28 protein-coding genes are annotated in these 26849 nt (G+C 61.6%); 7 read left to right on the top strand and 21 right to left on the bottom strand.

The window, feature by feature from the left end; all coding sequences use genetic code 11:
* Window positions 1-29 precede the first annotated feature (29 nt).
* Window positions 30-533 (top strand): Cys-tRNA(Pro) deacylase, encoded by a 504-nt coding sequence (ybaK, locus tag HMPREF2760_RS10560; protein WP_070520181.1) that lies wholly within the window; start codon window positions 30-32, stop codon window positions 531-533.
* 188 nt (window positions 534-721) lie between these two features.
* On the opposite strand, the gene HMPREF2760_RS12630 is transcribed toward ybaK, so the two are convergent.
* Window positions 722-1411, bottom strand: a complete 690-nt coding sequence (locus tag HMPREF2760_RS12630; protein ID WP_210386357.1) for a hypothetical protein — start codon at window positions 1409-1411, stop codon at window positions 722-724.
* 124 nt (window positions 1412-1535) lie between these two features.
* Complete coding sequence (locus HMPREF2760_RS10555) at window positions 1536-2198, bottom strand: SOS response-associated peptidase (protein ID WP_070597306.1); 663 nt, start codon at window positions 2196-2198, stop codon at window positions 1536-1538.
* Between HMPREF2760_RS10555 and aroA the strand changes: the two genes are divergently transcribed.
* A complete protein-coding gene (gene aroA, locus HMPREF2760_RS10550; RefSeq protein ID WP_070597305.1) occupies window positions 2197-3501 on the top strand; it encodes a 3-phosphoshikimate 1-carboxyvinyltransferase in 1305 nt (434 codons plus the stop codon). The two genes, HMPREF2760_RS10555 and aroA, sit on opposite strands and share 2 nt — an antisense overlap.
* Window positions 3494-4516 carry a ribosome small subunit-dependent GTPase A gene (gene rsgA / locus HMPREF2760_RS10545; RefSeq protein WP_070597304.1) on the top strand — a complete coding sequence of 341 codons (1023 nt, stop codon included), beginning with the start codon at window positions 3494-3496 and terminating at the stop codon, window positions 4514-4516. Before aroA ends, rsgA begins: the two co-directional genes overlap by 8 nt.
* Window positions 4517-4585: 69 nt before the next feature.
* On the opposite strand, the gene HMPREF2760_RS10540 is transcribed toward rsgA, so the two are convergent.
* The 4 genes from HMPREF2760_RS10540 to HMPREF2760_RS10525 form a co-directional block, all read right to left on the bottom strand.
* Window positions 4586-5191, bottom strand: coding sequence for a hypothetical protein (locus HMPREF2760_RS10540; protein ID WP_070597302.1), 606 nt, complete (start codon window positions 5189-5191; stop codon window positions 4586-4588).
* Window positions 5192-5244: 53 nt separating this feature from the next.
* Window positions 5245-5586 (bottom strand): hypothetical protein, encoded by a 342-nt coding sequence (locus HMPREF2760_RS10535; protein WP_070597299.1) that lies wholly within the window; start codon window positions 5584-5586, stop codon window positions 5245-5247.
* Between the two features lie 85 nt (window positions 5587-5671).
* Window positions 5672-6178, bottom strand: coding sequence for a DUF6912 family protein (locus HMPREF2760_RS10530; RefSeq protein ID WP_180952063.1), 507 nt, complete (start codon window positions 6176-6178; stop codon window positions 5672-5674).
* A 12-nt stretch (window positions 6179-6190) separates the two neighbouring features.
* Window positions 6191-6601, bottom strand: coding sequence for an HAD-IA family hydrolase (locus tag HMPREF2760_RS10525; protein WP_070522579.1), 411 nt, complete (start codon window positions 6599-6601; stop codon window positions 6191-6193).
* 123 nt (window positions 6602-6724) lie between these two features.
* Here HMPREF2760_RS10525 and HMPREF2760_RS10520 point away from each other — a divergent pair, with 123 nt between their 5' ends.
* Window positions 6725-7246 (top strand): hypothetical protein, encoded by a 522-nt coding sequence (locus HMPREF2760_RS10520; RefSeq protein ID WP_227486282.1) that lies wholly within the window; start codon window positions 6725-6727, stop codon window positions 7244-7246.
* Here the strand turns inward: HMPREF2760_RS10520 and HMPREF2760_RS10515 are convergent.
* From HMPREF2760_RS10515 to HMPREF2760_RS10475, 9 genes are all read right to left on the bottom strand, one after another.
* Complete coding sequence (locus HMPREF2760_RS10515; protein ID WP_246818544.1) at window positions 7243-7569, bottom strand: hypothetical protein; 327 nt, start codon at window positions 7567-7569, stop codon at window positions 7243-7245. The two genes, HMPREF2760_RS10520 and HMPREF2760_RS10515, sit on opposite strands and share 4 nt — an antisense overlap.
* A gap of 179 nt (window positions 7570-7748) precedes the next feature.
* Window positions 7749-10301 (bottom strand): preprotein translocase subunit SecA, encoded by a 2553-nt coding sequence (gene secA / locus HMPREF2760_RS10510; protein ID WP_070522573.1) that lies wholly within the window; start codon window positions 10299-10301, stop codon window positions 7749-7751.
* Between the two features lie 275 nt (window positions 10302-10576).
* Entirely contained in the window at window positions 10577-11221 is a 645-nt protein-coding gene (hpf, locus tag HMPREF2760_RS10505) for a ribosome hibernation-promoting factor, HPF/YfiA family (RefSeq protein ID WP_070522571.1), read from the bottom strand.
* Window positions 11222-11392: 171 nt separating this feature from the next.
* Window positions 11393-12073 (bottom strand): ComF family protein, encoded by a 681-nt coding sequence (locus HMPREF2760_RS10500; protein ID WP_070522568.1) that lies wholly within the window; start codon window positions 12071-12073, stop codon window positions 11393-11395.
* Between the two features lie 21 nt (window positions 12074-12094).
* Window positions 12095-13804, bottom strand: a complete 1710-nt coding sequence (lpqB, locus tag HMPREF2760_RS10495) for an MtrAB system accessory lipoprotein LpqB (RefSeq protein WP_070522565.1) — start codon at window positions 13802-13804, stop codon at window positions 12095-12097.
* Entirely contained in the window at window positions 13801-15453 is a 1653-nt protein-coding gene (mtrB, locus tag HMPREF2760_RS10490) for an MtrAB system histidine kinase MtrB (RefSeq protein WP_070522563.1), read from the bottom strand. Before mtrB ends, lpqB begins: the two co-directional genes overlap by 4 nt.
* Window positions 15454-15543: 90 nt before the next feature.
* The gene (gene mtrA, locus HMPREF2760_RS10485; RefSeq protein ID WP_070522560.1) at window positions 15544-16230 is read right to left on the bottom strand and encodes an MtrAB system response regulator MtrA; all 687 of its coding nucleotides are present in this window, start codon (window positions 16228-16230) and stop codon (window positions 15544-15546) included.
* A gap of 1 nt (window position 16231) precedes the next feature.
* On the bottom strand, window positions 16232-16852 hold the full coding sequence (locus HMPREF2760_RS10480; RefSeq protein ID WP_070522557.1) for a dTMP kinase: 621 nt from the start codon (window positions 16850-16852) through the stop codon (window positions 16232-16234).
* A 33-nt stretch (window positions 16853-16885) separates the two neighbouring features.
* A complete protein-coding gene (locus HMPREF2760_RS10475) occupies window positions 16886-17239 on the bottom strand; it encodes a DUF4259 domain-containing protein (protein WP_070522555.1) in 354 nt (117 codons plus the stop codon).
* Between the two features lie 377 nt (window positions 17240-17616).
* Here HMPREF2760_RS10475 and HMPREF2760_RS10470 point away from each other — a divergent pair, with 377 nt between their 5' ends.
* Window positions 17617-18549 (top strand): DNA-directed RNA polymerase II, encoded by a 933-nt coding sequence (locus HMPREF2760_RS10470; RefSeq protein ID WP_070597294.1) that lies wholly within the window; start codon window positions 17617-17619, stop codon window positions 18547-18549.
* Between the two features lie 30 nt (window positions 18550-18579).
* On the opposite strand, the gene manA is transcribed toward HMPREF2760_RS10470, so the two are convergent.
* Both manA and HMPREF2760_RS10460 read right to left on the bottom strand, forming a co-directional pair.
* Complete coding sequence (gene manA / locus HMPREF2760_RS10465; protein WP_070522550.1) at window positions 18580-19809, bottom strand: mannose-6-phosphate isomerase, class I; 1230 nt, start codon at window positions 19807-19809, stop codon at window positions 18580-18582.
* 9 nt (window positions 19810-19818) lie between these two features.
* A complete protein-coding gene (locus HMPREF2760_RS10460) occupies window positions 19819-20772 on the bottom strand; it encodes an exopolyphosphatase (protein WP_227485841.1) in 954 nt (317 codons plus the stop codon).
* Window positions 20773-20801: 29 nt separating this feature from the next.
* Here HMPREF2760_RS10460 and cobA point away from each other — a divergent pair, with 29 nt between their 5' ends.
* Complete coding sequence (cobA, locus tag HMPREF2760_RS10455; protein WP_070597292.1) at window positions 20802-21530, top strand: uroporphyrinogen-III C-methyltransferase; 729 nt, start codon at window positions 20802-20804, stop codon at window positions 21528-21530.
* A 22-nt stretch (window positions 21531-21552) separates the two neighbouring features.
* On the opposite strand, the gene HMPREF2760_RS10450 is transcribed toward cobA, so the two are convergent.
* The 4 genes from HMPREF2760_RS10450 to HMPREF2760_RS10435 are packed head-to-tail and all read right to left on the bottom strand — an operon-like array spanning window position 21553 to window position 25191.
* Window positions 21553-22569, bottom strand: coding sequence for a sulfite exporter TauE/SafE family protein (locus HMPREF2760_RS10450; protein WP_070597290.1), 1017 nt, complete (start codon window positions 22567-22569; stop codon window positions 21553-21555).
* Complete coding sequence (locus tag HMPREF2760_RS10445; protein ID WP_070597287.1) at window positions 22562-23254, bottom strand: sirohydrochlorin chelatase; 693 nt, start codon at window positions 23252-23254, stop codon at window positions 22562-22564. Before HMPREF2760_RS10445 ends, HMPREF2760_RS10450 begins: the two co-directional genes overlap by 8 nt.
* Before the next feature lie 21 nt (window positions 23255-23275).
* A complete protein-coding gene (locus HMPREF2760_RS10440) occupies window positions 23276-23524 on the bottom strand; it encodes a hypothetical protein (protein ID WP_070597285.1) in 249 nt (82 codons plus the stop codon).
* Complete coding sequence (locus tag HMPREF2760_RS10435; protein WP_070597284.1) at window positions 23521-25191, bottom strand: nitrite/sulfite reductase; 1671 nt, start codon at window positions 25189-25191, stop codon at window positions 23521-23523. Before HMPREF2760_RS10435 ends, HMPREF2760_RS10440 begins: the two co-directional genes overlap by 4 nt.
* Before the next feature lie 229 nt (window positions 25192-25420).
* Between HMPREF2760_RS10435 and HMPREF2760_RS10430 the strand changes: the two genes are divergently transcribed.
* A complete protein-coding gene (locus HMPREF2760_RS10430) occupies window positions 25421-26773 on the top strand; it encodes an FAD-dependent oxidoreductase (protein ID WP_070597283.1) in 1353 nt (450 codons plus the stop codon).
* Window positions 26774-26849 lie beyond the last annotated feature (76 nt).

Below are 26849 nucleotides of genomic sequence, written 5' to 3'. Positions count from 1 at the left end.
TCCTAGCGCTCCGGACTAGGGTGGATTCTATGGCCAAGAAGACCCCGCACGCCGCTACCCCCGCTCTCAAAATCCTCGAAGAGGCAGGAATCGACCACAGTGTCTCCACCTTCGACGGTGGCCGCGAGCACTTCGGCGACGCAGCCGCGGCGGCGCTCGACGTCGAGCCTGAGCGCATCTTCAAAACCCTCGTCATCGACCTGAGCGCCGGCAAAGGCCCCAAGCGCCAGCTCGCCGTGTGCGTCCTTCCGGTTACCTACCAGCTCAGCCTCAAGAAGGCCGCCGCTGCCTTCGGCGCTTCTAAGGCCACGATGGCCGCGCCTGCCGACGCCTCCAAATCCTCCGGCTACATCCCCGGCGGCATCTCCCCGCTGGGACACAAGCACATCCTCCCGACAGTGGTTGATGAAACGGCGCTGCTTTTCGACACCATCTTTTTCTCCGGTGGCAAGCGGGGACTCGACATCGAGATGAACCCGGAGGATCTCCCCCGTGTGCTCGACCTTTCCTTCGCTGACGTGCTCGCCGCCTAAACCTCACGCGCTAGAACTGTGATGTCTAGTGGCTTTTTGGACGTTTACGGCAGTGAAATAGCCGTACTAGTCAAAAATCTTGACACCACGGGGACGTGCCACCTATAGTCAGAGTCAGAAAGTAAGGACATGGTCCCTTGCTATGACTAAAAAGGGTCTTCTGGACGTATGCGCCAGATGGCTCTTTTTTATTGACCAGGACGCTTATTAAATACCTTTGATACCTGGCTTCGGGACGACACCCACGTTGCAATTTGGTGATCCATCGAATCAATCAATTCAAACGCTCTCCGCGATTCGACAATCACGTTCACATTCAGAAGACTGTCCATGTGAGCGACTTTATTACGCAAATCGTTACAGTGCGATACGTTCCAATACGTAATCGATCCGTCGGGGTCGGTCACATTAGGGAACGCAGACTTAATAGCCTGATTCCATAAAACTTGTCGTCCTACATTCTCGGGTGCAGCGTGATTAGCGTTAGGGTGATGATTCGGTAGTAGCGTACGCCAAAGACCGAAAGTCGTATGGGAAAGCACATCATCATGAGTGATAGCACAACCGTGACGAGGATGAGATGAAGGACGGCAATCTACCGCTGCTTGTGCACGCCTAATCGCCTTTTCCCTCTGGGAGCCGACAATCGAACGCAAGGGGCGAGGAGGCGGATCAAGTAGCCAGCTTTGAGGACCATTATTACGGGCATTCCAAGCAAGCAATTCCTTGTCAATTGCGTTTCTCAGAAAGATTTCTGTTAACGCCAAAACATCTTTAACAGCAGACGATAACTCTGCATGCCATCCATATAACGCCAGCGCGCGCTTACAGTTCCCGCCACACTCATCCAAAAACGGTTGCATGCGAGCATCCGACAATCGGTCGACAATATGCCTTCTGTCCATACCAGTATCCAACCACATGTCTGGCAAATTCCACCGGCGTTAGCCGGTCGCCTTACGCCACTATGGACATAACACTCACACGTTAAAACAGGGTGAGTTAGAACAGGGTGGTCGACGGTGGTTCGTCGATAAGCTCTGCGTAGTCGTTGCGCACATTACCCACCGCCGGATCCGCGGGGCGTGCCTGAAAGCCCCGCACGGTGCTCGGCTCCAGAAGCGCCTCCCCCGCCAGCCAGGGCGCGATTTCCTCCGTGGTCAAAAACTTGGGCAGCCGGTGGTGCAGCCATGCCATCTCCTCCGTGGCATCCGTGGTCACCATCGTGGCCGACAGCCTATCCATACCCGTGGCCCACAGCCCTGCTGCCCACAGCAGCCCATCAGGGCCGGTGACGTAATAGGGCTGCTTCTTGGATTTCTTGTCCTCCCCAGCCTTCCACTCGTAATAGCCGTCCAGCGGGATGACGCAGCGCTGTGCCTTGAAGGCATCGCGGAAGGAGGGCTTCTCCGCCACGGTCTCCGCGCGTGCGTTGAATAGCGGCGGGCCGTCCGGATCTTTCTTCCAGTGCGGAATAAGCCCCCAGCGTGCGGGCTCCACGCGAGCGGTATGCTCCTCAGCTCGGACGATGGCGATGGTCTGGGTTGGGGCGATGTTATACCGCGCCGGTGGCAGACCTTCCGGCGCGTGGACCTCCGTGATGGACTCCCACGCGCCTACTTCCTCCAGTAGGGACTCGGTGAACAGAACAAATCTTCCGCACATGCCCTTTATTATGGACTACATGTCTGAATTCTGGAGCGCACCCCAACCGTCTGGGCCATTGTCCTGGGCGCAAAACCTCCCCGGGTCAAAATCGATGACCAACCGCGCCCTCATCCTTGCTGCGCTGGCTGACTCCCCGTCTATCGTCTATCACCCGCTGGTCTCCCGCGATACCAACCTGATGAAGGAGGCCTTGCAGGCCATGGGCGTGGGTATCTCCGAACAAGGCTCGCATCTTCATGTGACTCCCGGAAAGCTGCATGGAGCGAAGGTAGATTGCGGCCTAGCCGGCACAATTATGCGCTTTTTACCACCGGTGGCAGCGCTAGCGGATGGCCCCGTTGTCATCGACGGTGACCCTTATGCCCGCAATCGCCCCATGTCCACGATGACCGCGGCTCTGCGTGAGCTGGGCGTGGACATTGTGGGCGACAGCCTGCCGCTGACCATCACCCCCCACGGCGTTCCGGAGGGCGGCGAGGTCACCATCGATGCCTCCGCCTCCTCCCAGTTCGTCTCCGGTCTGCTCCTGGCCGGAGCACGCTACCGCAAGGGACTAAGCGTGCGCCACGAAGGCGGCACAGTGCCCTCCCAGCCACACATCTTGATGACCGTCAGTATGCTGCGCGAAGCCGGTGTCCGCGTCGAGGTGGGCAAGGACACCTGGGACGTGCACCATGGTGAGATTGAGGGCCGTGAGTGGCGCATTGAACCGGATCTTTCCAATGCCACTCCGTTCCTTGCCGCTGCCGCCGTCTCTGGCGGCAGCGTGAGCATTCCGAACTGGCCGGAGGAAACCCACCAGCCGGGTGACGCCTTCCGAGGCATCCTGGAGCAGATGGGCGCGAAGGTCGAGTATGTCCCCCAGGCTCCCGGCGAGGCGTCTTACTTAAAGGTGACCGGCCCGCAGGAAGGCCCGCGCAGCCTGCGCGGCATCGACCTCGACATGGGCGATATCGGTGAGCTCACCCCCACCGTGGCTGCGCTGTGTGCTCTGGCCTCAACGCCATCGACGCTGACTGGCATCGCACACCTGCGTGGCCACGAGACGGACCGCCTGGCGGCTCTCGCTGCGGAGATCAACGCCCTTGGTGGCAACGTCACCGAGCTTGACGACGGCCTCCGCATCACCCCTGCCCCACTCCACGGCGGGGTATGGCATTCCTACGCGGATCACCGCATGGCGACAGCCGGAGCCATTATCGGATTGGCCGTTGACGGCGTCCAGGTCGAGGATATTGATACCACGTCCAAGACTATGCCTGGCTTTGCTGATATGTGGGAGGCCATGATCCGTGGCTAGGCGCGCAAGTAGCTACGACGAATCCGACGTCCGCATCCGGCCCGGAAAGGGGTCGCGACCGCGCACGAAGGACCGCCCGAAGCACAAGGATGCCAAGTTTGGCATGGTCATCACCAAAGACCGCGGGCGCTGGGGTGTCGCGCTTGATAACGACGGCCCCGTGGTTACCGCTATGCGCGCCCGCGAGATGGGCCGCACTCCGGTCGAGGTTGGTGATCGGGTCGGCGTCGTAGGCGATACCTCGGGTAAGAAAGACACCCTCGCACGCATCGTGAAGCTCGAGGAGCGCCGCTCCGTCCTCCGGCGCACCGCAGATGACACCGACCCTTATGAGCGCATCGTGGTAGCAAACGCCGACCGCCTACTTATCGTGAGCGCCGTGGCTGATCCGCCGCCGCGCTCCGGGTTCGTGGAGCGCGCCTTGATCGCTGCCTTTGCCGGAAATATCCAGCCGGTGCTGTGTCTGACGAAGACAGACCTCACTGATCCCACTCCGTTTGCACAGGAGTTTGCGGATCTGGATGTCACCGTGGTGGAGGCTGGCGTCGACGACGGGCTGGAGCACGTCTGTGCGGCCATCGACGGCCACGTCACCGCTCTCATCGGCCACTCGGGCGTGGGAAAGTCCACCCTGGTGAACCGGCTTGTCCCCGATGCCAACCGGGAGACCGGCGAGGTTTCCGCCGTGGGTAAGGGAAGGCACACGTCGACGCAGTCGGTGGCGTTGCGTTTGCCCGCTGAAGGAAGCACGCCACACGGCGGCTGGATCATTGATACCCCCGGCATCCGCTCCTTCGGCTTAGCCCACATTGACGCGGAGAACGTCATCGAGGTCTTCGACGATCTTGCCGAAGCCATCGAGGACTGCCCGCGTGGCTGCACGCATGCCGGGCCACCCGCGGACCCCGAATGCGGGCTCGACCTAAGCATCGAAGAAGGCACGGCTTCTGCGCGCCGTCGCGATGCAGTGCGCACCCTGCTGACGTCCCTGCGCACCAATGTTGACTGGGCTTAAGGCCCATAGCGCCTTAAGCCCGAAGCTTCCTAAAGGAAGGGGCTTGCGCGTTCTTAAGGCACCGAGGCTTTAGATCGGGAGCATTGCCGTCAGCTGCGGCGGCAGGACGGTCTTCAGGTAGGGGCCTGCCGCGCGAAGCGCCATGAGGATTACGGCCAAGCCACCGGAAACCCCGAGGATGATAGCGCCGCCCGTGTCAATGTTGGAGGAGGTGTTGCCACCGCCTTCCTGTTCCTTATTGAGCTCTTCTTTCTTCGCACAGGCGTTGAGAGCTTTAACGTAGTCGGGCGCAATCTTGCGGAAGGCCTCCACCACCGCAATGTTGTTCTTGGCGCGCTTGGCGGATTCCTCACCACCGAGTTCAGCGTCTACCTCATAGCCAGCTAGGGCACGGTAGAGCTCTTCCGACTGATTCTCCACGTCACGTGCACGCTTTTCGGCGTCCTTGGGAAGAATCTTAAGGCCATCCTTCAGCAGGCTGCTATCGACATCGTTGTCCTTCGACTCCGCATTCTTAAGATCGCTCGCCTCCTCCTCGCTCAAGGTAATGGTGCACTTTTCATCCTTGATGGAAGTGGTTACGGCTCCGGCCGTGGGGGCAACGACACCGCTGGCTAGGACAGCAACAGACACGGTAGAGGCGGCAACTACCCGGCGAAGACGAGAGGAAGACATGCTGAGGGGACCTTTCGATCAGGCTGACTATTACCCCTGCAGGCTATCAGCATTTAGCCCAGCTTGGGCAGGTAATCACCGAACTCCTTGTACGCGGCCAGACCGATGCTCACGATGCCGAAAAGGATGGCGATAATAACGCCTGCCGGCCCCTGCGAAGAGCCCTCAAGAATTCGCAGCCACGGAGTCTTAGGCATCACGGCCATGTCGGGGTCCGGATTGCTGGGGTCCGGTTTGTTGTTAGCAGTTCCTTGAAGAGAGCTCCCCTGCGCGGTCTGGTTAGTCTGCACTGTCGGCGCTACTGCTTCCTCAGCTCCGGCAGCTGGCGCTGAGACGAGAGATGCGGTGCTCAGGGCCGCAGCGGTGACAAGGCTAGCAAAGCGAGTTGCCTTCATGGTGGTGCTCCTTTTCTGGCGACGACAATAAAGGCTCAGATTAGCACCATGCATGAGCCCACGGCGATGAAAGCCCAGAAAATGCTTAGAGAAGCTCCACGAGGATAGGCAATTCGGTCGGGTCATAGAAGGCCATGAAATTATCCAGGGCATCACCGACGGCGAGCTCAGCATCTTCGTCACCAAGGTCGGCGTTATCGATGGCGTCGATAGCCTTGGCAGTAGCGGCTTCGGACTCTTCGATGTCCACGTGGATGGCCTGAAGATTGTCCTTCGTGATGGTCGCGGGATCCAGCGCCACGACCGGTTCCCCCATGTCCGGCTTCGGGGTCACCACGGACTCGTCCACGTCGACGGAAATGACGACTCGGCGGTGCGGAAACTTCTCCTCATCACCGATAGCCAAGAGCCTCAGCGAAGCCATAGATGCTTCGAGGAACGCGGAGTATTCGATCTCTTCCTCGTCACCCTCGGTGTAGAACTCGCGCAGCGCGGGGGTTAGCGCAAAACCCCAACCGCTGCGGGCAGCAAGCTGGCCGGTTTCCTCGAGCTCAGCCAGCATAGAAAAGGTTGCCGGCAGGAAGACGCGCACATCCTTCGACACTTAGAACTCACCTTCAATGTCGAAGACTGCCTGAACCTCTACGCTCGTGCGGTCGAAGACGGTGTAGAGCATGCCGACCATGCCGTTTTCCACCGCCGCACGCACGTTAACGATGGAGTCATCCACCATGACGCAGTCATTAATCGGCAGATCAATGGCATCCGCTGCGGCTTGGAAAGCAGCGCGCTCCGGCTTCTCAGCGCCGACCTCACCAGAAAGCACAACGGCATCAACGATGCCGCGGTATTCCCACTCACGAATGTGCTCAGCGCCCGGGCCGCCCGGATCGTTGGAAAGGATTGCGGTGGCAACTCCGTTTGATTTCGCGGCGGCGAACAGATCCCGCCAGCGCTTGACGTCTTCTTCGGTGCCGTCAAGAACGCCTACAAAATCGACGATGAGTCCACGCATATTATCTACCCTTCGCATTGAACTGTGTTTATCGTCCGAAAGTATAGCGAACATACCGCCTGCCCGCTCTCACCGGCTTATGCACTGCAGTGCTCTAGCCGCATATAGGCCTACCGTGGCACAATGAACGTGCGTCCACCTTCCTTCACCGCGCCCGCCCCGAACCTAGCCTTCGTGCACTCCTCCGCCCCGCTTATCGCGGAAGAGGACGCGATCCCCATGTACACCCCCATCCCTGGCATGAGCCATTTGCAGCTGTATGTCGCCCCACAACGTATCCGCTACGAGCGTCAACCTACTGCGGGTGACCTCGCTACGCGGAAAGAGATCCACGGGCTTGTAGTCATAGTTCTAGAAGTTGCCGCCGCGCTGCGGCCTTTGAGTCATCTCAACAACCCACGTTTTGCACCGGAAATTGCAAACCATGTCCGTGCTTGGCGGAAGGCCCAGGCGTCTTCGGAGTGGCGCGGAGGGATGGCGCTGCGTAGCTTGCATGCGCGCTCGAATGGCGAGTTCTTCGGCTCGGTGCTGATGGGATCGACGCGACGCGCCTTTACCGGCGCCGCCGTTGGACGGCACCTGAGTTCCTTCCGGTTGCTTTCAGTCGGCATGCATCCCCACGGCAATGGGGAGCCGGAAGTTTAGAAAAGCGACCCCAGCTTGATCAAGATTGGCGTCCAGTCGATGCCCGCGAATGCAGCGGAAGCACTCACCAAAGCCAAACTGATACCGCCGAACATCGTGGCCCCCACTACCGGTGATTTCTTGGTGGATTCTTCCGCACTTTCCGGCGTGGCCACTGCGCCACACTCGGTGGGAACAATGTCCTGGGAGCTGAGTACCGTGTCCTTGGCGGATTCATCTCCCTGCGAGCTCAAAACGGAAGAGAGCTGGCACTGTTCTTCGGGAGCAAGCTCCACAGCAGATGCAGCCGCGCCGCCACCCAGCAGGGTGGCAGATGCGAACACGGATAGACCTACTCGCACAGACAAGCGGCGCATACTCACTCAACCTCCGAAGAATAATAATTACTAATTTGCCAGTATATACCTAAGTGCCTCCAATAAAAAAGACGCCGCGGGGAGCACTTCCCACACGGCGCCTCGCTGCACCTCAGCGCTCAATAACGCTGTGGTGTTGGCATTTACTAGGCTTCCGCCTCGTCCGCGGCGTTCGCCTCTTCCTGAGCCTTGAACTGTTTACGCAACATAAACAACTGGCGCACAGTTTCTTCCTTCACAGCTTCGTTCATGGCGTTGAACATGTCGCCGCCCTCCTTCTGGTATTCCACCAGAGGATCACGTTGTGCCATTGCACGCAGTCCAATGCCCTCCTTGAGGTAGTCCATCTCATAGAGGTGCTCACGCCACTTCTGATCAATGATCGGCAAGATGATCATGCGTTCTGCATTGCGCATCTGGCTCTCGCCGCCGATGGCGCTGACGGACTCTTCAAGTTTGTCGTACTCGGAGTTGGCATCAGCCACCAGTGCATCGCGCAGCTGCTCGGCGGAGATTTCGCCGGCGGAGCCGTACTCGGTACCGTCGACAAGCTCCTCATGCGTCTTGGTCGGCCCATACAGGGACTCCAAGGCATTCCACAGCTCGTCGAGGTTCCAGTCCTCCACATAGCCGGTGGCCGTAGCACCCGCCACGTAGGCAGACACGGTGTCGTCGATCATCTCGCGGATGTTGTCCTTGATGTCGCTGGCCTCAAGGATGTCGTGGCGGGTAGCGTAAACCACCTTGCGCTGTTCGTTCAGCACCTCGTCGTACTTGAGCACGTTCTTACGCATCTCAAAGTTCTGGTTCTCAACCTGCGCCTGTGCGCCCTTAATAGAGTTGGACACCATCTTGGCCTCAATTGGCACGTCATCCGGCACGTTGAGGCGGTTCATCATGTTCTCCATGGACTGGCCCACGAAGCGCACCATAAGCTCATCACGCATGGACAGGTAGAAGCGGGTCTCGCCCGGGTCACCCTGGCGTCCGGTACGGCCGCGCAGCTGGTTATCAATACGACGCGACTCGTGGCGCTCGGTACCCAGCACGTACAGGCCGCCGGCCTCGCGGACCTGGTCACCCAGCTTCTTGGAGTGTTCCTTTTCGCGATCGATTTCGGCGTCCCAGGCCTCTTGGTACTTCTCTTCATCTTCGAAGGGATCGAGGCCGCGATCGCGCAGCTTTTCATCCAGGATGACCTCGGGGTTACCGCCGAGCACGATATCGGTACCACGGCCGGCCATGTTGGTGGCTACGGTAACGGTGCCGGGGCGGCCGGCACGGGCGACAATCTGGCCCTCTTCCTCGTGGTGCTTGGCGTTAAGCACCGAGTGCTTGATTCCGCGCTTGCTCAGCAACTGGGAGAGGTATTCGGAGCGCTCCACAGAGGTTGTACCCACCAGCACCGGCTGACCTGCGGCGACGTGTTCCTCAATGTCATCAACCACCGCGGCGAACTTCGCCTCTTGGGTCTTGTAGATACGGTCGGAGTGGTCGATACGTTGGTTCGGCTTGTTGGTCGGAATCGGCACCACATCGAGACCATAGATGGAGTGCAGCTCGGCTGCCTCGGTCTCTGCGGTACCGGTCATGCCGGAAATCTTCTCGTACAGGCGGAAGTAGTTCTGGAGCGTAACGGTGGCCAGAGTCTGGTTCTCGTTCTTAATCTCCACATCTTCCTTAGCCTCAATGGCCTGGTGCATGCCCTCGTTATAGCGACGGCCAGCAAGCACGCGGCCGGTGAAGCTATCCACGATGAGAACCTCGCCGTTGCGGACGATGTAGTCCTTATCGCGGGTGAAAAGCTCCTTGGCCTTCAGGGCGTTGTTGAGGTAGGACACCAGCTGGGAATGCTCTGGGGCGTAGAGGTTCTCAATGCCCAGCTGATCCTCAACGAATTCCACGCCTTCCTCCAGCACACCGATGGTGCGCTTCTTGTGGTCCACCTCGTAGTGGATACCTTCGCGCATCTTCGGCGCCAGCTGGGAGAAGACGCCGTAGAACTGGGAGGAGCCGTCAACCGGACCGGAAATAATGAGCGGGGTACGGGCCTCATCGATAAGGATGGAGTCAACCTCATCCACGATGCAGTAATTGTGGCCGCGCTGGACCGTGTCATTCAGCGAGCGGACCATGTTGTCGCGGAGGTAGTCAAAGCCCAGCTCGTTGTTGGTGCCGTACGTAATATCGCACGCATATGCTTCCTTGCGATCCGCAGGGCGCATCTCAGAAAGGATGACGCCCACGGTAAGGCCCAGCCAGCGGTGGACACGGCCCATCATCTCGGCGTCACGCTTGGCCAGGTAATCGTTGACCGTCACGATGTGCACGCCCTTGCCCTCCAGCGCGTTGAGGTAGGCCGGCAGCAAGGAGGTCAGGGTCTTGCCCTCACCGGTGCGCATCTCGGCGACGTTGCCGAAGTGCAGGGCTGCACCGCCCATGATCTGCACCTTGTAGTGCTTCTGGTCGAGCACGCGCCAGGCTGCCTCACGCACGGTGGCAAATGCTTCGAGAAGAATGTCATTCATCTTCTCGCCGTCCGCCAGACGCTTCTTAAACTCGTCAGTCTTAGCCTTTAGCTCATCATCCGACAGCGCCGCGAATTTATCTTCTAGGGCAATAACATCATCTGCAATTTTAGCCAGGCGCTTGACGGTGCGTCCCTCACCGGCACGGAGCAGCTTGGAAAGTCCAAACACGTCTAGATAATCCTTCTTGTCGCGACAAATAAGTTAACTCGTCGCCATTGTACTCACTAGCTTTTCTGTAATGATTCGCCACCCAACCCAAAGGGCGAATCCGGCCACTGCCCGGCACCCCTCTTGCGGCCGCCTCCTCCCCACGCAAAGCTCAGCAGACAGGGATTAATAGATGTTAATAGAGGCATAAGAAGGCTCCCTGCCCCGCTGCGCGCGTGCGCTGCGGGGCAGGGAGCCTGTGGGTTAGGGCGCTAAGGCCCTTGGAGGCTTAGGCCTTAAGCATCAGCATCCGTCAGGGAGATGAGACCGTAGTCGAATGCGTGGCGGCGGTAGACCACGGAAGGCTTGTTGTTCTCTTCGTTGATGAAGAGGTAGAAGTCGTGGCCAACCAGCTCCATCTCACTGAGTGCATCATCAACAGACATCGGGGTGGCTGGGTGCTCCTTGAAGCGCACAACCTGGCCCGGGCGAACATCCTCGACGGTCTCTGCGTAGGGGTCGATGTAGCGCTCTTCCTTGGCCGGCTTGGCTGCTTCAGCCTCTGCGACCAGCTCAGCGGCAATCTCACCAGTACCCTTCTGAGCGCGGTGGCCGGACTTCACGTTCTCGCGACGTACCTTGACCTTGCGCAGGGAGCGCTCCATCTTGCCCAGGGCGGTTTCGAGCGCCGCGTAGAAGGAATCTTCCTTGGCCTCGGCGCGTGCGATGTGGCCCTTACCGGTGGCGGTGATCTGCAGGCGCTCAGCCTCGGACTCGCGGCGCGGGTTCGGCTCGTGCTGCAGCTCCACGTGGAAGAACGTCAGGGTCGGATCAAGACGCTCGATCTTGGCCAGCTTTTCAGTGACGCGGTCCTGAAAGTGCTCCGGAACCTCCACGTTGCGGCCGGTGATGGTGACCTGAGCGTTGGTCTGCTGGGACATTAAATGCCTCCCTATTCTCGTGGGGACTGAATGACTGCACATTCTGCGGACGCTCACAGCCCTGTGATGAGGGGCTTGATGCCCGCTTCCCTGTGACACCCCTCATGCTACCACTGGTCATAACCAACCCGGTCAGTGGCCCCCTCTGCGCATGCTTGGCGACGCCCCTCCCTACGCATCTGCCAGCACAATCGCACCGGCCACGTCACCCCCGATGGCCCACACGCGAGCGGCGCTGGCGCGAAGAGTTGCGCCGGTCGTGATGACGTCGTCGACAAGCAGCACACTGCGTCCCACCAGTTCGCGGGCACAGGGCCGCAAGAGCACTGCCCTGCGCATATTGTCGGCGCGTTCCGCCGCGCCGAGCTGCGACTGGTCCGCACTACCTTCGGCTGTGCTCAAGGCATTGACCACGTCCCAGCCCGGAAGCCGGGCGGACGCCGCCTGGCACAGCGCAGCGACGGGATCACCACCGCGCTGGCGGGCCGACGACGCGCGTGTGGGTGCCGGCACGAGCAGCGCGGTCTCCGGAATATCGCCGCGTGCGCGCAGGTACTCGATGCCGGCAGCCAACACCGCACCGAGGTGAGCTCGCACCGCCTGGTGCCCGCGTTCTTTCATAGCGATGATGACCCCACGGCGAGTATCGGAATAGGGGCCAAGGGCCCAGGCCGGGAAACCTAGGGGTTGCGGGCGTTCCACGCGGCGTGGCACCTGTCGAAGGTGTTCCTGGCAGGCCGTGCACAGCACCCCGCCTGCGGTGGTCTCACCGCCACACCCCGCGCACGGGCGCGGCAGGAACAGTTCCAGAAGTGCGGCGGCGGCCTCCCCTATCCCCCGGTTTTTCGGCATGCGCCCCACTCTAGCGCGACTCTAGCGCGCGATGATGGGTGAGGAGCGCACGCCCTGCAGACCTTCGACCTCACGCCAATAGGAGCGCTCGGACCCGCCCGCAGGAAGCTGCAACAGGGCGTGCGCATCGGTGACGTAGTGCGTCGACGGTGAGGACGCCACCGCCACCACGGGCGCGGTAATGTTTCCGGTAGGCAGTGTTGTTGCCGAAGAACCATCTTGCTCGATGCGCCACACCGGAGAGTTCGAGGCGGAGGTACCCACGAGCAGGGAGCCGTCCGTCTGCCACTCCACCGACAGCGCCGAACCGGTCAGCTCCGGGCCTACTTGGTGGACGTTGACTATGCGGCGCTCTCCCGACGTCGCGCGGGCAACCACGCCGGTGTACACGCTGCCGTCGATAATCATGGCGATGCGCGCTCCCGTGAGTGACAGACGGATGACCGAAATCTCTCCCTCCACGTTCTCCAACGCGGAGGTGTCAACCTCGGCGGTGCTCAGCTCTCCGGTGGCCGGAGAACGCGTCACGCGGACCACGTGTTTGCCGTCGACGACGGTCCACGCCACCTGGCCGCCCACCTCAAAAGTGGGGCGGGCCAGAGTCTCGCCCTTGATCGAATTCTCGAGCTCGTGGCCCAGCTCGCCCATCGTTAGCTGCGACTCCTTCTCGGAGCGCTTGCGCACGGCGGCCACCATCCCCTCATCGGAGATATCGGCGGACTGAATGTCATGAATCTGTCCGGCCATGCCCGGCACCTCGGCGCTGCCTTCACCCTTAACCTCAAGCAGCGAACCATCGTTGACTGCATAGAGCTTGGGCACCGATTGGGCGGCTACCTCGGGGTTAAACTCCGCGAAATCATCAATGGTCATCTCCTCCATGCCATCCACAAGCGGGCTGCCATCGATGGTGGCTCGGACGGAGTTCGTGATCTCGGCGTTGTTGAGGGTCCACACCAGCTGGGCGGCGAACTTAAGGCGCTCCTCCTGAGTCATCGAAGCCATGCCGCTGAACTCATAGACTCCATCATTGATTCCCAAGAAGGTGGCGTCCTTGGGGATCAGGCTGGAAGTTGCCGGCGCGATATCGGAGGATGGTCCCTGCAGCAAAAGCGTGACCAGCTCCGAGGCAATCGAATCCTTTCCCGAATAAAGCCAGCGACGATCCGCCACAAGCAGGCGTTGAGTCGTATCGAAAAAGTACAGCGACTGCGGGCGATAGCGATTGCGCAATTCGGTGCGCTCAATCACGGCACCGGTAGGCAGATCCGTAATGCGCCATTGCCCATTGAATTGGCGCAGCCGAACGGTCGCCTCAAGACGCGAGTTATCGGGGACATAGGCCCCGCCGTTGGCCAGACGGCCGATGATATTGCCACGCACCGAATACTCCAGGGCACCGTCCTCCATGTTCGAGGTCACCAGATCGATGGAATCCACCACGAGAACGGTGTCAGTAGGGTCCCAAGAATTGGCTATCTCAGAGGAAAGGAAGGTGCGTGCGGCAGCGTAGTTTCCGGTGGGAATCGCCACGGCCGAATAAAAGTCACGGACAAGCAAATCAGGTTCGCTATCGGCGCGCGGCTCGACGACGGCATCGTCGGCCCGGTCATGCGGTTCGAAGGTACTAATCACCTGCGGATCGGTGTTATGCGGCAACGTCGAACAACCAACGAGAGCGGTGAGTGCGACGCAACTGAGTACTGCGAGCGGGCGGCGGGCTGGAATCATCGCTGAGCCTCCTCCTCGAAGTCGGACACGCTGTCTTGGTTAAAAGGCGGATCCACGGCGCGGGCCTCACGCTCGGAGGGCCACACAATCCCGTTGTCCGTTTCTGCTTTAACCGCAGGAGCCTCCGGATCAGCGCTCAGCTCAAGAGCGAATTGTTCCTCTGCTTCTATGGGCTTCGGTGCCCCCGGCACTTCCAGAGCAATGGGCTCGGACTCCACCTGCTGCCCCGGAGTGCGTGGAAGGATCAATCGGAAGCGCGAACCGACGCCGTAGTAGCCGATGGCGTCGAGCGTGCCCCCATGGAGCACGGCATCCTCGCGAGCGATGGCAAGGCCCAAGCCGGTTCCACCAGAATGGCGCTTGCGCGAAGAATCCGCGCGCCAGAAGCGGTTGAACACCAGCTCTTCTTGGCCTTCCTTGAGCCCCACACCGGAGTCGGTGACGGCGATGCCGACGGCATCCTCAGTCGCGCCGACGTCCACGATGACGGGATTGCCCTCAGAGTGGTCGATGGCGTTCGCAAGCAGGTTGCGCAGGATGCGCTCGACGCGACGCGAATCGCATTCCACGGCGACGGGTTCCTCCGGCAAATGAAGGACGACCTCCACTCCGAGCTCCGAGGCGAGGTGCTCCACTTGGCTCAGCGCGGAGTCCACGCAGGAGCGAATGTCGATGGAAGCCGTGGAGAGGTCAGCCACGCCGGCATCGTGGCGAGAGATCTCCAACAGGTCCGCGAGCAAGTCCTCGAAGCGATCCAGCTCCTTGATGAGCAGCTCCGCCGAGCGCTTGGTGTAAGGGTTGAATTCATCCGCATCTTCCGCGATGACATCCGCCGCCATGCGCACCGTTGTCAATGGCGTGCGCAGCTCGTGGGACACGTCGGAAGTGAACTGCCGCTGGAGATCGCCATACTCCTCCAGTTGGGTGATCTGCTTAGACAGCTTATCTGCCATGTCGTTAAAGGAGGAGGCGAGGCGGCCCATTTCATCGTCTGAGTTGACCACCATGCGCTCACGCAGGTGGCCGGCAGCAAAGCGCTGCGCAATGCGCGAGGCGGAGCGAATCGGGACGATCACCTGCTGGGTTGCCAGCCAGGCGATGCCGACGAGGAGGACAACCACCACCACTCCGGCAGCCGAGAGCAAACCACGCATGAGAGCCATCGTGGATTCCTCAGATTCCATGGACAACACGAGGTAGACCTGGGTATTCGGAATGTCGCTTTCAATGGGCGTGCCCACCATCAGCGCGTTATAGGTTGCTCCCGATTGCTGGTCCACCGTGGCGTATTGCTGCACGACTTGGCCCCGGCCAACGAGCTCGCGCATCCCGCCGGGGATGCGGTAGCCCTCCGGGGACGTTGTGGCCGTGCCGTCGGAATTCTCCACGACGATGACCGGTTCATACACGGCCTGGGCGTCGGGTTGTTGCGCCGATAATTGGCCCAAGGCGGCGCGTGCAGAATTGATGCGCACCTGCGTTGAGTTTGCCGTACCGGTGGCATCGATCTGCTGTTCCACGGCCACGCGGGCGCGATCAAGCTCCTGAAGCGCCGTGTCCTCCTTCTGGCTCACCAGCTGCTGCGTCAGCACCGACACCAGCGCGTAGGCCAGGATGATCATGACCACCGTGGAGGCCACCAACATCATGCCCAGGACACGTGTCTGCAGGGAGGTGCGCCAGCGCTCGACGACGCCATCCCGGACTCGCCTTAACCAACCAAAAATAGCGGCAGTCCTTTACTCGGCGGTTTTTCCAGTCTTGTACCCCACGCCGCGCACGGTGAGGACGATACGGGGATCCTCGGGGTCGTGCTCAATCTTCGCGCGCAGGCGCTGGACGTGCACGTTGACAAGGCGTGTATCGGATGCGTGGCGGTAACCCCAGACAGATTCAAGCAGCGCCTCGCGAGTATGCACCTGGCCGGGCTTGCGCGCCATCTCCAGAAGAAGGTCGAACTCCAGCGGAGTCAGCGAGATTTCCTCGCCGCCCTTGCGGGTAACGGTGTGCTCGGGGACGTCGATAAGCAGGTCCCCCACCTCAATAATTTCTCCCGTGCCCCCATCGATTCGACGCAGGCGCGCGCGGATACGGGCGATGAGCTCCTTCGGCTTGAAGGGCTTGGTGATGTAATCATCCGCACCCGATTCGAGGCCGAGAACCACATCAACGGTGTCTGTCTTCGCCGTCAGCATGACGATGGGCACCGAGGACTCAGTACGAATGGCGCGGCAAATATCCACGCCATTCATGCCCGGAAGCATGAGATCCAACAGGATCAGATCCGGGTCATGCTCGCGGAAGGCCGGGATCGCCTCATTTCCATCGTTAACGGCAATAGGCTCCAGCCCTTCTGCCTCGAGCACGATGGTGAGCATTTCGGCGATTGCCGGGTCATCATCCACGACCAAGATTTTCGGTGCCACTTTATTGTTCTCCTACAAGCTCCTTGACAGCTTGGATAATCATATCGGCATCCGCGGTGGCGATCCACCGCCCTGCCCACTGCTGCTCTGCTAAGCGACGGTAGGCGGCCGCCGTGCGAGACTGCAACGCGGCATCGCGCTCATAGCGGTCGCGGTTGCGCCCTTCATCCTCTGCTGCACGGGCCACGGCTCGCTGGCCGGCAAGGGCGACGTCGGTATCCAAAAAGATCTGCAGCTGCGGCACCGGCAGGCCGAAGCGTTCAAACTCGAGCTCATAGATCCAATCGACGATGAGCTCACCGCCAACCCGCGCCGCGGAATACGCGGCGTTGGAAGCCACATAGCGATCCAAGATGAGCAGGGTATCCGTGGACTCAGCGGCGGCAAGGAGCTGCTCTTTGGCTCCGTGCCGATCCAGCGCAAAGAGCGTAGCCATTCCATAGACCGAATCGGTCAGATCCCCCATACGCCCATACAGGGCCTCCTGCGCGAGCTGCGCATGGATGGACTCTTCGTAGCGGGGAAAGCTCAAGACTTCGACATCGCAGGCTAGTTCTTCCCGCAGGCGCTGGGTAATGGTGTTTTTACCCGCGCCATCGATTCCTTCAATACTGATCAGCATGCTGTTATATCTAGCGTGTACCTAGTACTGCCGTTAGGACAGGGCCTCAATAAAGGGTTCGAGGTCGTAGTCTTCCTCGACCTCTTCGAGCAACTCCAGGGCATGTTCGTTGAGGTTTTCGCTGCCGGATCCGGCGAGATCCCGGATGAAGGGATAGTCTTCGACGACTTCCCCGGCGCTGAACGGGGCGCCTGCCCAGATCGCGGCTATCGTGGCCGCCGCCAAGGCGTTACGCTGCTCCTCCTCGGTCTGTTCTTCGCCCGAGACCGCAAGCGCGCAGGCATCATCTACCGCGGCAACGATTTCTTCATCCTCGAGGTCTGCCAGTTCATCCAGGAAGTCGACGTTGACCTCGTCGGCGAAGATGTCCTCATCCCATGAGCTCATTGCTTTCTCCTTCATCCTTAAGTGAATTAGGGGTCTGTGTTTTTATCCGCGTTCCTGTATCCACGGTGGGCCGGTGCAGCTTTACGGGCGGGCGCTCCGCGCAGCCGGTATCTAATCCAATTTCTACCATTCTTTAGATGCCCTCATGCAAGGCTTCGGTCAAGAGCGCGGTTTTATTACGGTCACATCGCTCCGTGCCGTCTTCCGACTGCCCCTCCTCCTGTCCTCCTCCATATGTTGCATTTCACCCACTGCCCTATACCACGCCTGAACGGGGAATTTTGCCCAGGCCATTTACTATCTCCAGATTCGTGTTATCGTTGTTACCGACTTGTGACATTTACGCAGGCTTTTGTGCAGGAAGGAGAGCGCCCCGCATGACGAGCAGTTCACGCCGCATCTTGGTCTTTGTCGCGGCCGGCCTCCTCTGCGCCGTCGCCGTAGGCGTCGCAGTGTGGCGCATCAGCGCGCCCGAATCCGTCGTGTCTAAGCCCTCCGCTGCCACCGCTGTGTCGAGCACCGCATCTTCCGCTCCCTCGACAACGCATTCCTATACGACCACGGCTACCCCGACGTCCACGCAGTCGAAGCAATCGAAAACTAATGTCGCCGCGCCGGCAGAGGATCCCTACCTGGCGCCGAATGCCGTGGTGAACCGCACGGAGCCGGTTGGCCCCACGGCCGTCTACCGCCCAGACAATGTTTCCTCACTGCAGAACCAGCAGCCGCAGGCAACTCCGAACAATCCGTACCCGCAGGCGCCGGTCAGCATGGCCCCTGCCGTGCCGCCAACGGACGGCTCTACTCCGGCCTCCGAAACACCGATTCCGGGTACTCCTCAGCAAAGCTCCGAGCCCACTCAGCCGTCGGCCACGCCGGAATCTCAGACCGCCGTGCCGCAAGAGGGCCCAGTGGAGGACCAGGACGGCAGCCAGCCCGCTGAGCAGCCGCAACCCAAGGAACCTACGCCCTCGCAGAACACTGGAGTTCCTGAACCGCTTGGCTCCTTCATCCCGCACCCCGCCGGGTTCACTCAGAACGCGCCCGCGCCTGATGCGGAGCCGAAAGCGCAACAGGGCGAGCCTATCGATGTCGCTCCACAGGGCGGCGAGGTACAAGGCGCCGATGTAGTGGAAGCAGTGGAGCGCGAATCCGCGGCTTACCGCACCAACGAGGCCGCCCCGACTCCCGCCGCGCCGACGGATGATGCTCCCGCGGCGGCAGAGCCTTCCGCAGCGACCCCCACCGCTGCTCATTTAGCCGACAACGGCGAAACTACCGCCGCATCAGCATTGACGCAGTCCGCCTAATACCCGCGCCGTTAACTAAACGGCCGCCGACTAAACGCGGGCGATAAACACCTCGGCGTCTTCGCCACCGGTGGAACGAACGATGGCGGCCGGGTCGCTAGCGGGAATCCACGCCGCGTGACCCGCGCCAAGGCTGACGTTTTCTGCCTCGGCATTGCTCAATGCCACCGAGCCGGAGGTGCACAACACAATCATGGGGCCATCGCTGTCGACCTCGACGCTCTCCTCACCAGAAAGCTCGACGCGATCCAGCAGGAACTCCTCAATCGGCACTGGGTAGGACCATGCCTCTGCACCCTTTATGCCTCCTGTCTCGGCTGCGTCTTTCAGGTCCACGCGCGGATCTTCTGCCGCCTGGTAGGTGAGGACTTTAACCAGCTCGGGGACGTCAACAAACTTCGGGGTCAGGCCACCGCGCAGCACGTTATCGGAGTTAGCCATGATCTCTACACCCAGGCCAGAGACATAGGCATGCAGCTGCCCAGCGTCAAGGTAAATCGCCTCCCCCGGCTGCAGGACGATGTGATTGAGCAGCAACGCGCCCAACACGCCGATATCCCCCGGATATTGCTCGTTGAGCTTGGCCACGGTTGCCATCACGGTGGCCATCCACGGCTCGCCCGCCTGGTTGCCGCGCAGGCGCTCGCCCGCCGCTACCACCGCGCTGATCAGCTCCTTGCGCTTGGCACCCGGGATCGTAATCCACGTGGTAAACAGCGCGCGGAGGCTGTCGCCTTCAGCGGCAGGATCGGTGTCGAGCATGCCCTCGTAGTGAGCCAGTTCTTCGCAGTCCAAGGCCGCAAAGAGGCTGCGGGTCTGCGCTAGCGGACGGAAACCCGCCATGGCGTAGAACTCCGTGAGCGCCACGATGAGCTCTGGCTTGTGGTTGTCATCCTTGTAGTTGCGGTTTGACGCCGTGAGGTCGATTCCCGCCGCGTTCTCGCGGGCGAAACCTTCCTCGGCCTGCCGCTTCGAAGGGTGCGCCTGCAGCGACAGCGGCTCTGCAGCCGCCAGAATCTTCAGCAAGAAGGGAAGGCCGGCGCCATACTTGTCAGCCACCCGCTGCCCCAGCTGGCCTTGCGGATCCGCCGCGATGATCTCATCCAGCTTTTCTCCCTCAATCGTTGAGGGATCCGCCGGGTGCGCACCAAACCACAGCTCAGCAACCGGGCTTTGAGCCTCGGGCTCGCCGAGCAGCGTCGGAATCAGCGTGCGCGAGCCCCACGAGTAATTGCGGGCAGCACTGGTGAGCAACTTCATTGACTTCCTCTATTTCACGTCGTAGGCGGTCGCGGCATAACTGCGCGTAATCAACTGCAGCGCGCGGGCCAATTCCCCACAGGAGGTATCGGCGCTCGCCGCTGCGAACGAGTGGGGAAGGTTCGCCTCTTCCTGTCCCCATAAAACAATTTTCAAGGGTACCAAAGGCTCTTCCGATTCAAACGGGTCATAGAAGATGTCCGTCGGATTTGTCTGCAGAATCGGCCCTAAGCCTTCCGCGTCGACGACGGTCCCGCCTAGCCCATGGACTGCCCACAGCGTGCCCGCCATGCGGGCAACGAGAGCGTCGAGGTGCACCCGCGTGCGCTCCTCCGAGAACGCATAGGGATCGGGTCCACAGCTGTGGATGATTCGTCCGCCTTCCACAAATTCACGCAACGCGCGCCCGGGGTTCGTCGTGGAATCGCGCTGCGGTGACAGCGCTTCCAGCTCACGGTCCACGGCATCGGCAACGTCCTCCAACCGGCGGGAGACCAACACCGGGTCTTCGCTTAACACCGCGCTCACCGCATGCACGGCCGTGATGGCGCGCACCGGTGAAATCCCTTCGGCCGTGGGAAGGGTGTCGATGACGACGGTGTCCTCAGGAGCATCCTCGATTTCATTCAGCAGAATCGTCGTCGCCCCTCGGCGCGCGGCGTCGTGCAGCGCGCGCTCTGCCCATGGGCTATCCCCCGCCACCACCACGACGTCGAGGGCACCGGTAAAGAGCGGCAGCGATTCGCTGACCATGATGGGAACCTCAGCGGGCTCGGCTAGGCCCACGGCGACGTGGGCAGCGGCGCGGGAAACCTGGTCAGCGGCAAGGACGACGATGCTGCGCGGGCGCAGCCCACCCAGCACGCGAGCCAGCTCCGGTACGGCGGCGGCCACCACGCGAGCTTGCGCGCCTTCGTGGGCGATGTCAAAGAAGCTCACGGATTCGGGGTCATAGGAAGTCATAGGCCCGAGCATAGCTAGGATGAGTGGCCATGAGCATTCATCCGGTAGTCCTTGTCGGCGGCGGCCCTGGCGCGTGGGATCTCATCACCGTGCGCGGCATGCGGGCGCTGCAGGAAGCCGAGGTCATCGTGGCTGATCACCTCGGCCCCACTGCCCAGCTGGATAAGCTGTGTGATGTTGACGCCAAGGAGCTTATCGACGTCTCCAAGATCCCCTACCGCGCCCAAGTGGCCCAGGAGCGCATCAACGAGGTCCTCATCGAGCACGCCCTGGCAGGCCGCCGCGTGGTGCGTCTGAAGGGCGGCGATCCTTATGTATTTGGTCGCGGCTTCGAAGAGCTCACCGCACTTACCGCCGCGGGTCTCCCGGTGGAGGTCATCCCCGGAGTGACCTCGGCGGTGGCCGTCCCCGCGCTGGCAGGAACGCCGGTGACTCACCGTGGCGTCGTCCATGCCTTCACGGTGGTCTCCGGGCACCTGCCGCCAGGCCACCCCAAGTCCTTGGTGGATTGGGCAGCACTCGCGCGGTCTGGGGCCACGCTTTCGGTCATCATGGGCGTGAAGAACGCGGCGGCCATTGCCACCGCGCTGATCGACGCCTCCCTCTCACCCCACACCCCCGTGCACATCATCCAGGAGGGCTCCCTCGATGGTGAGCGGGCCTTCCACTGCGAGCTCGCCGAACTAGGACCCACAATGGAGGAAAACTCGGTGGCTCCACCAGCGGTCATTGTTATCGGCAAGGTCGCCGGACTCTAGTCAACGCCAATACGGCACGTTCCTAGGATCGCGGCGAGCTCACTCCGACGGGTTCTGATTCCTCCGCAGGAGTGCCGGCAGGAAAGCCATCGCGTCCGGTCGGCTCCGTGGTTTCGACAACGCGGTTGCCGCCCCGCTGGGGCGCGGTGTTGGAACCGCTGCGCTCGTTTTCCTTGCCGCCAGCGCGGCGCGCACGGCGGGCATTTCCCCACACGGTCACCGCCACGCCCAGAACGAACGCGATGGACTGCACGATGAGGGTCTGCGGGTGCTGCAGGGCCCACCCCAGAGCTTTGGGGATGTTGAGCACCACGATGGCCGTTCCGACGAATCCACCGAGGAGCGTGGGATTGATGCGGGAAATGAGCCACGCCGCAACCGGCGCAGTGATCGCCCCGCCGATAAGCAGGGCCACGACCGCGGCAGCGTTGGCCACGATTTCTTCCCAGAGGCCAACGATGAAGCCTGCCGTCGCGCCAAAGGTAACAAGGAATTCTGCGGTGTTGACGGTGCCGACAATGCGCCGCGGTTGTTCGCGGCCGACCGCCAACAGTGTCGAGGTGGAAATCGGGCCCCATCCGCCGCCACCCGAGGCGTCGACGAAGCCTCCCACCACGCCGAGGCCGGCGAGGAAAGGAGTCGAATGCGGCCGGGATTCTCGCGGTGCGGCGCTGCGCGTTCGCGAAAAGCGCCAGACCAGGTTGATGCCCAAGGCGATGAGGATGGCGGAGGTTACGGGCGCGGCTGCTTCCAGTGAGAGGTTGGACAGAACCGTCGCCCCGATGAAGGCAGACAGGCCTCCCGGCACACCGAGCTTGAGCACGGTGGGCCAGTGCACGTTGCCGAAGCGCCAGTGGCTGATTCCGGAGACCAGGGTGGTGCCGAGCTCCGAGGTGTGCACTACCGCAGAGGCTGTTGCCGGCCCCAGACCAGCCAGCAGCAGGATGGTCGTGGAAGTTACGCCAAAGCCCATGCCGATGCCGCCGTCGACAAGCTGCGCGGCAGCACCCGCCAGCGCGATGAGGATGAGGCTACGCATGGGCCACCTCCGCATAGCGATGGGACACAATGCCGGCGAGGGCCTCCCCTAGCGGAGGGAGCACACGCCTGGGCTGCTCACTGGTATGCCTAGAATCCCCTTCGAGGCGATCCAAGAGCAAGCCGGGACTCACGAAGAGCGGCACTACGACCTCCTGGCTCCCCTCCGGCCCCACGGGCCGGCGCTCGCCGCGCGTAGCAAAAGAGACCTCCGCCGCGCAGCCGGTGAGCTCGCCCACGCGCCTTGCTAGGTCAGCTACCGCAGCATTAGCACGCTCATCGGAGGAACCGACGGAGTACACCACGACGGTATCCGTTCCTTCCGGCACCTGCTGCGCGAGCAGCCTGGCCATGTCCTCACCAGTGCCGAGGCCACGTGCTTGGTGGAGGGTGACTCCGGAAGCCGCGGAGGCCTGGGCCAGTGCGGCGGGAACGTCGACGCGCTGGTGGTAGCCCTCTGTAAAAAGCAAGGGCACAACAACCGCCTCGCGCACGCCTTGTTCAGCAAGGTTGCGCGCGGCCTCTTCGAGGGGAGGATCGTTGAACTCGAGGTGCGCGGCGGTGGCTGGCGCACCGGCAAGCTCGCCGGCAGCGCGGGTCAGGGCCGCCACGCTCGCTGCGGCCGCGGGATGGCGCGAGCCGTGCGAGAGGGTCAGCAGTGCGGTGGTGGAATTCGGGGCTGTCATGGCTGGGCGGTGTCCTTTTTCCTAGGCGGTGGCGGTGGAGTGGCCGCGGCGAGCGAGGGAGCGCTGCAAAGCCTCCGTTGAGGACACCGCCGGCGCGGGCGCTACCGGGGCATCGTCTTGGCCGTGGAAGCGTACGGAAAAGATGCGGAGGCACTCTTCGCACTTCCATGCGAAGTCATCTTCTTCATCGGGGAACAGGTTGGTCCCAGCGCAATAGGGGCAGTAGGCGGGATGGTTGCGGTTGGGGTTGGGCTTGCGGCGGAAATTCATTGCAAGTCCTCCTCGTCCGCGCGCAGCACCCAGTGGCGGAACTGCTCGCCGTCTTCGCGCTGCTCCTTATATTTATTGACCAAGCGGATGACGTAGTCGGGCACTTCATCGGCCACCACCTTGTGCCCGCGCAGCTTGCGCCCCCAGTCCGGGGATAGGCCGAGGGCACCGCCGAGGTGGACCTGGAATCCTTCGACGCGATTGCCATCAGCATCGGTCACGATCTGTCCTTTAAGCCCGATGTCAGATACCTGCGAGCGCGCGCAGGCATTGGGGCAGCCGTTGAGGGCGATGGACAGCGGCACATCGAGGTCGCCAAGGGTATCTTCCAGGATGTCGACAAGCTCGATGGCGCGGGCCTTGGTGGTCACGTGGGCGAGCTTACAAAATTCCAGGCCGGTGCAGGAGATGACGCCGCGGCGGAACTCCGAGGGCTGGGAGTACAAGCCCGTCTCATCCAAAGCGCGGGACAGGGCGGGGATATCCTCTTCCGCGACGTCGAGGAAGAGAAGCTCCTTCATCGGGGTGGTACGGATGCGGTTGATTCCGAATTTCTCGGCCACGTCGGCGATGGCGATGAGCTGCTCGCCGGTGGCATGCCCCACAGTGGGCTTGACACCCACGTAGAACTTGCCGTCCCGCTGGCGGTGCACGCCGAGGTGGTCGCGGTTACCGGGGGCGATGGGGAGCGGGAGGCCGTCGAGAAGCGGCGCGTCCAGATACTCCTCTTCTAGGACCCTGCGGAACTTCTCAATGCCCCACTGCGCCACCAAGAATTTCAGGCGCGCGCGGTTGCGGTTTCGGCGGAAGCCATAGTCGCGGAAGATGCGCGCAACACCGGCCCACACCTCAGGGACGCGCTCAAGCGGGATCCACGCGCCAAGGGATTGCGAGAGCATCGGGTTGGTGGACAGGCCTCCGCCCACGAAGCAATCGAAGCCCGGCCCGTACTCGGGGTGCTCGGTGCCAACAAAAGCGATGTCCTGGATTTCGTGCGTCACGTCCTGCCGGGAGTTACCAGAAATGGCGGTCTTAAACTTGCGCGGGAGGTTGTGAAACTCCTCGCGCGGGAGATAGTTGTTCTTAATCTCCTCGATGGCCGGGGTGGCGTCGATAATCTCGTCGGCCGCCACACCCGCTACCGGTGAGCCAAGGATGACGCGGGGCACGTCGCCGCAGCCCAGCAAGGTATCCAAGCCGACGGAGCGCAGTTTCTCCCAAATAGCGGGGACATCTTCAATCTGAATCCAGTGCAGCTGAATGTTCTGGCGGTCCGTAAAGTCCGCGGTGGAACGGGCATAATCGCGGCTAATCTCGCCTACCGCGCGCAGCTTGGCGGGATCCGCGCGGCCCCCGTCGAAGCGCACGCGCATCATGAAGTATTCATCCTGCAGCTCGGCGTTGGTGAGCTTGGAGGTCATCTCACCGCCCAGGTTCTGGTTGCGCTGGGTATACAGGCCCAACCACTTAAAACGCGGGGCAAGATCCTCGGCGGGGATGGAGGAGAAGCCCTGCTTCGAGTAGACATCGATGACGCGCTGGCGCACGGCTAAAGCGTCGTCGGCCTGCTTGATCTCCTCGTCAGCGTTAAGCGGGGCGGTGCCGTCGATCTTCCACTGGCCTTCCGGTTTTTTCGTGCGTGGCTTTCGCTGTGTGGCGGTGGTCATAATCTGCTGCCTTTCGTCGGTTACTGAAAACCTACCGGTCTAGCCAAAACAGACAAAGCAGTCTTTTTTATTTTCGCCCGAATATGCAAAGCACGCTGGGTTTATGCCACAATGTTCTCCGAATGTAATTAGGCCCAGTTGCCCTACAGCAGACAAGCCGGTTCAATGAAACCCACGCTTGTTTAGACCTAAGCTTTCGTTAGTTACTACAACATTCCGAAAGGCCATCATGACCCAGCAGCCCCTGAAAGTAGCCGTCATCGGCGCCGGCCCAGCCGGCATCTACGCCTCCGACATCCTGGTGAAGAAGACCGGCGGCAACGTTCAGATCGATCTCATCGAGCAGATGCCAGCCCCCTTCGGGCTCATCCGCTACGGAGTGGCTCCGGACCACCCGCGTATTAAGGGAATCATTAACTCCCTGCACCGAGTGCTCGACACCGAACAGATCCGCCTTCTGTCCAACATCACTGTGGGCCGCCATGTCACCGTCTCCGAGCTTGAGGAATACTACGACGCCGTCGTCTTCGCCACCGGCGCCGTTGGTGACCGGGGCATGCAGATCCCGGGCTCCGATCTCGAGGGCGTCCACGGCGCCGGCGAGTTCGTCGGTTTCTACGACGGAAACCCGCGCTTCGAGCGCTCCTGGGATCTGTCCGCCACCGACGTCGCCGTGATCGGCGTGGGCAACGTGGGCCTCGACGTGGCCCGCATCCTGGCCAAGACCGGCGATGAGCTTAAGGAAGCCACCGAGATCCCCGATAACGTCTACGAGTCCCTGGCCAAGAATCAGGCCACCACCGTGCGCGTCTTCGGCCGCCGCGGTCCGGCACAGGCTAAGTTCACCCCGCTGGAGCTCAAGGAGCTCGACCACTCCCCCACCATCAACGTGGTGGTGGACCCGGAGGACATCGACTACGACGAGGCCTCCCTCAAGGCCCGCGAAGAGGCCAAGTCCTGCGACCTGGTCTGCCAGACCTTGGAAGGCTACGCCATCCGTGAGCCCAAGGATGCCCCGCACACCCTGCAGATCCACCTCTTCGAACAGCCGGTGGAGTTCATCGGTGAAAACGGCAAGGTCACGGCAGTAAAGACCGAGCGCACTGCCCTCAACGGCGATGGCTCCGTCACCGGCACCGGCAAGTTCACCGAGTGGCCGGCACAGGCCGTCTACCTGGCCGTGGGGTACCGCTCCGATGCCATCGAGGGCGTTCCCTTCAACAAGCAGAAGAACGTCATCAACAACGACGGCGGCCACGTTGTCGACCTCGACGGTGACGTCGTGCCGGGCCTCTACACCACCGGCTGGATCAAGCGCGGCCCGGTGGGGCTCATCGGCAACACCAAGTCCGATGCCACGGAGACCATCGGCATGCTGCTTGCCGACGCCGATGCGGGCAACCTCTCCCACTCCCGCGAGGAGGACATCGTGGAACTCTTCAAGTCCAAGGGCTTGGAGCACCTGACCTGGGAGGGCTGGAAGAAGCTCGACGCCGCCGAGCGCGCACTGGGTGAGGCCGAGGGCCGCGAGCGTAAGAAGTTCGTCGAGTGGGAAGAGATGGTCACCCACTCGCGTGACTAAGGCGCACGCGCCGAGCACCTAACCGTGCATGTCTAAGACAAACACAGCGGGCGCGGGGAGGAAGCACACACGCTTC

It is taken from the genome of Corynebacterium sp. HMSC065D07, from assembly GCF_001810695.1.
Taxonomy (GTDB): Bacteria; Actinomycetota; Actinomycetes; order Mycobacteriales; family Mycobacteriaceae; genus Corynebacterium; species Corynebacterium hesseae.
This window is presented reverse-complemented; position numbering and strand designations above follow the sequence as displayed.